At 73.0% G+C, this 4083-nt stretch carries 4 protein-coding genes; 2 read left to right on the forward strand and 2 right to left on the reverse strand.

The window, feature by feature from the left end; all coding sequences use genetic code 11:
• Positions 1-2518: hypothetical protein (locus E1293_RS48300; protein ID WP_165978696.1), on the forward strand; the 2518-nt coding region annotated here is incomplete at its 5' end.
• Here the strand turns inward: E1293_RS48300 and E1293_RS45125 are convergent.
• Positions 2515-2775, reverse strand: a complete 261-nt coding sequence (locus tag E1293_RS45125) for a DUF2530 domain-containing protein (RefSeq protein ID WP_132206017.1) — start codon at positions 2773-2775, stop codon at positions 2515-2517. The genes E1293_RS48300 and E1293_RS45125 overlap by 4 nt on opposite strands.
• Positions 2776-2794: 19 nt before the next feature.
• Complete coding sequence (locus E1293_RS45130; protein WP_132206019.1) at positions 2795-3361, reverse strand: TetR-like C-terminal domain-containing protein; 567 nt, start codon at positions 3359-3361, stop codon at positions 2795-2797.
• A 73-nt stretch (positions 3362-3434) separates the two neighbouring features.
• On the opposite strand from E1293_RS45130, the gene E1293_RS45135 reads away from it, so the two are divergent.
• Positions 3435-3914, forward strand: coding sequence for a MarR family winged helix-turn-helix transcriptional regulator (locus E1293_RS45135; protein WP_132206021.1), 480 nt, complete (start codon positions 3435-3437; stop codon positions 3912-3914).
• Positions 3915-4083: the final 169 nt, after the last annotated feature.

Consider the following 4083-nt stretch of genomic DNA (forward strand, 5'->3'; position numbering starts at 1 on the left):
GGGTTTGGTGGAGGGGCTGCCCGAGGTCGCCGGGGAGTTGGCACGGCGGGACGGGCATGCGCCTTTGCTGCGGCTGCCGTTCGCCCTTGAGGAGCCGCTGGAGGTGCCCGCCGGGTTCGACACCGTGGTGCGGTTGCCGTTGCGGGAGGACGCCGTTGGGGGCGTCCGGCGGCAACTCAGGGAGGTGGGGGCGGCGCTGATGCTGGCCTTGCCGGTGCTTGAGCGGGTCGAGGTCGATGTCGAGGGGGACGTGCGGACGCTGACCGCTGAGCGGCGTGGGTCCGGCGAGGTCGTTATCGGTGGGGCCGCGTGGCGGACGGTTGAGGCGCATGGGGAGATTCCTGCGGCGCTTCTGGAAGACCGTCCGGTGGAGGAGCGGGGGCGGCCGTTCTGGCAGGTGCGATGGGCCCTGCCGGAGGACGGGCTCCCGGAGGGTACGCCGAGTGTTCTGCATGCGCCTACGCCCAGTGACGAGCGGCTTGATTTCGGGGCGTTGCTGATCGCGTCGTTCCCGCTTGCGCCTGATCGGCGGCATGTCGCGCCTGGGGCGTTGAGCGACTTCCTTGTCGAGCGGGCCGCGGACGCCTACGTCCAGCTGCTGGGCGAGCTGCCCGTGTCGCCGCGGGTGCTCGGGCTCGTGCCGGGGCCCGTTGGCGCCGGGGAGCTGGACGCGCGGATCCGGCGGGGGATCCGGGAGCGGCTGCCCGAAGCACCCCTGCTGCCGCATCGGACGCGCGGGCGGGACGCGGTCGCCGTCGATGCGCCCGGCGCGTTCGTCGAGGTGCTCGGCGGCGAGGACGCCGTCGTCGGCGGGCTGCTACCGCCGGAGTGGCCCGCGCGGAGCCCGGCGCTGGCCGCGCTCGGGGTGCGGCGGGTGGAACTGGCCGACGTGATCGATGAGCTGGCCGCTGTGGACCGGGGACCGGCGTGGTGGCACCGGGTGTACGAGTCGCTCGGCGGGGCCGCCACGGACGCTCTGGGCGCTCTCCCGGTGCCGTTGGCGGCGGGGCGGACGGTGCGAGGGCCCCGGGGGCTCCTGATCGCGGACGGTGTCGATCCGGCGGGTCTGGACGCGCTCGGGCTGCGGTTCGTCCACCCGGAGGCCGTGCACCCGCTGCTGACGCGGCTGGGAGCGATGGAGGCAGGGCCGCGGGCCGTGCTCGGCGACGCGGCCGTACGTGCCGCCGTCGAGGAGTCGTTCGAGGCCGATGATCCGGATGCGGTCGCCGAGGCCGTGCTGGAGCTGGTCGCCGCCGCGCACATGGATCCCGGCGACGAGCCGTGGCTGGCCGAGCTGGCGCTGCCGGGGGACGACGGGGAGCTCTACCCGGCGGGTGAGCTGGTTTTGCCGGAGAGCCCGTTGCGGGGGCTCATGGCCGAGGACGCGCCGTTCGGGGTCGCGGACGGCGGCCTGCTGGAGCGGTGGGGCACCGAGACGCTCGCGGCTGTCGGAGTTCTGGACGGGTTCGCTCTGGCCAAGGCCGAGGACGTGAACCTCACCGGCCTGGCCGACGACGCCGAGAGCCTTGAGCTCGATGACGAGGACCTCTGGGCGGACGACGCCCTGCGCCGAATCGGCCCTCAGGACCTTCCGCCGCTTGTTCCCGAGTTCGCGGCCGTCCGCGACCTGGAACTCGTCGACGACTGGACGGCGGCGCTCAAGGTTCTGGCCCAGCCTCCGTGGCGGGCCGCGATCGTGGATCCCGCGCATGCCACCTTGCACGATGGCCGGCGCGTTGCCGTCCCGTCGTACACGGCGTGGTGGCTGAGCCGTCACCCCGTACTGGACGGCCGTAAGCCAGGTGAGTTCCGGCTGGGCGGGGACGAGTCGCTCACCGGCCTTTACGACGTCGCCCCAGAGGGTCTTGATGAGCGACTTCTGCTCGCCTTGGGCGTCCGTACCTCGCTCGTGGAGTTGCTCGACGAGCCTGGGGGCGCGCAAGAGTTGCTCGACCGGCTCGGCGATCCTGAGCGCGAGGTGAGCCGTGCCCAGTTGGGCGCCCTCTGGACGGCCCTGGCCGACGCGGAAGCGGTCGTAGAGGCACCCGACCAGGTTCGCGCTGTCGTGGACGGCGAGGTCGAGGTCGTGGACGCGGCGGACGCCCTCGTCCTGGACAATCCCGACGTCCTCCCCCTCCTCCAAGGGCAGCCTCTCGTCATCGCCGCGCAAGGCCGTGACGTGAACCTCGCCGAACTGCTCGACCTGCCGCTGGCGGGCGAGGAGATCCCAGGCGTCGTCGAGTCGCACGGCGAAAAGCGTCCTGTGCCGGAGGCCGTGCAGGCCGTTCTGCCGGATGCCCCCGCCGACTACGTCAAGCATGAGCGCCTGGTGGTCGACGGCCAGGACGTCCCGTGGTGGACGAGAGACGGCCACATCCACGCGAGCACTATCAGTGGGCTAGCGCGCGCGCTCGCCTGGTCGACCGGGCACTGGGCCGACCGGCTCCTGCTGGAGGCCGTCCTGCGCAACCCGGAGAACCTGCCCGTCCTGCTGGCCGAGAACGACCTGGAGCCTTAGCGGGCCGCCTCCCGCTTGGCGGCGCGGTCGGCCTCCTGGCGGGCGCGCCCCGCCTGGAGCCGCGGGATGTACCACATGCCGAAAAGGCCGATCACGATGCCGACACCGCACACCCACAGCCACCACCGGTCGTCCGACGGCAGGCCGACGATGAGCAGCACGACCAGCGCCACCGCGAAGGCGATCGCGCCGGCCGCCGAGGCATGGACGTCGTTGCTCTCTATCGGGGGCGGGTCGGGGCGGCGCGGAGGGCTCATGCGATCAGGCTACGTGCGATCAGGCCGCATGGCCTTTGCGGGGCAGTCCTCCGGTAACCATGGTGATGAGCAGCTCATAGCTGGCCTCCAGGTCGGCGGGCAGCCCGTACCCGCCCGCCGCCTCCAGGACGGCGAACCCGTGGACGGCCGAGCGCAGGCAGCGGACGGCGTGCACCGCGTGCGGGCCCGGCAGGTCGTAGCCGCGCAGGGCCCCGTACAGGATGTTCAGCAGGCGTTCCGCCGCGGGGCCGTCGCCCTCGGGCTGCGCCGCCTGCTCCATCGCGCCGTAGCGGCCCGGATGCTCGACCACGTAGGACCGGTATGCGTACATCAGGGCCCGGATCGCGTCGTCGCCGGACCGTCCCAGCGCGGCCTCCCCGAGCCGTTCGGCGAGCTCCTCCTGCACGCGGGCGGTCACCAGATGTCGCAACTCGGCGAGATTGCGGACATGCTTGTACAGGGAGGGGGTCGCGACCCCGGCCCTTCCCGCCACCGCGGCCAGCGTGAGGGCACCGGGGCCCTCGGCGTCCACGACGGCGACGGCGGCGTCCACGACCGCGTCCGGGGACAGTCCCGCACGGGGCATCCGAACCTCCTTGTGAATAACTAGCTAGTAGGCTAATGGTATTAGCGACGGTGTCAAGCGACGGCGTGGCAGCATGGGCGGGGTGACCACACCACCGATCCGGGGCCGGACGGCGTCCGCGCCGGGCCTGGCCGAGGAGCTGCGCATCTCGATCGCGCGGCTGTCGCGCCGGCTGCGCACGCTGCGCCCGCACGCGGCGGCCGACGGCGGCCCGAGCCCGCTGTCGCTCACGCAGTTCGCCGCGCTCGCCGCGATCGAGCGGCACGGGTCGATGACGCCGCGCGAGCTGGCCGACCACGAGAAGGTGCAGCCGCCCTCGATGACCCGGGTGATCGCCTACCTGGAGGAGCGCGGGCTCGTCGCGCGCAGGCCGCACCCGACCGACGGCCGCCAGGTCGTGCTCAACGCCACCGAGGACGGCTCCGCCCTGCTCGCGGACGAGCGGCGCCGCAAGGAGGCCTGGCTGGCCAAGCGGCTCGGCGAGCTGACCGAGGGCGAGCGCGAGATCCTGCGCCGGGCGGCCCCGATCATCGACAAGCTCAGCCGGTCCTGACCCCGGGCCGCGGTGGTGCGCACTTGCCGGAATGCGGCCTCTGCGATTACCGTTAGCCTTGATAATGACTTCTGCTAACGAAAGCCCCGACGATCCCGAGGGGACCGCGACGCGCGGACCCCTCCGGCGGCGGCCCGCACATCCGCCCCGGGCCGCCGCCGCGACATCC

It is taken from the genome of Actinomadura darangshiensis, from assembly GCF_004349235.1.
GTDB classification, from domain to species: domain Bacteria; phylum Actinomycetota; class Actinomycetes; order Streptosporangiales; family Streptosporangiaceae; genus Spirillospora; species Spirillospora darangshiensis.

Excerpts from the sequence above, each read along its gene's own strand:
- E1293_RS45125 (WP_132206017.1), bottom strand. The coding sequence starts at position 2,775 with ATGAGCCCTCCGCGCCGCCCCGACCCGCCCCCGATAGAGAGCAACGAC.
- E1293_RS45130 (WP_132206019.1), bottom strand. The coding sequence starts at position 3,361 with ATGCCCCGTGCGGGACTGTCCCCGGACGCGGTCGTGGACGCCGCCGTC.
- E1293_RS45135 (WP_132206021.1), top strand. The coding sequence starts at position 3,435 with ATGGGCGGGGTGACCACACCACCGATCCGGGGCCGGACGGCGTCCGCG.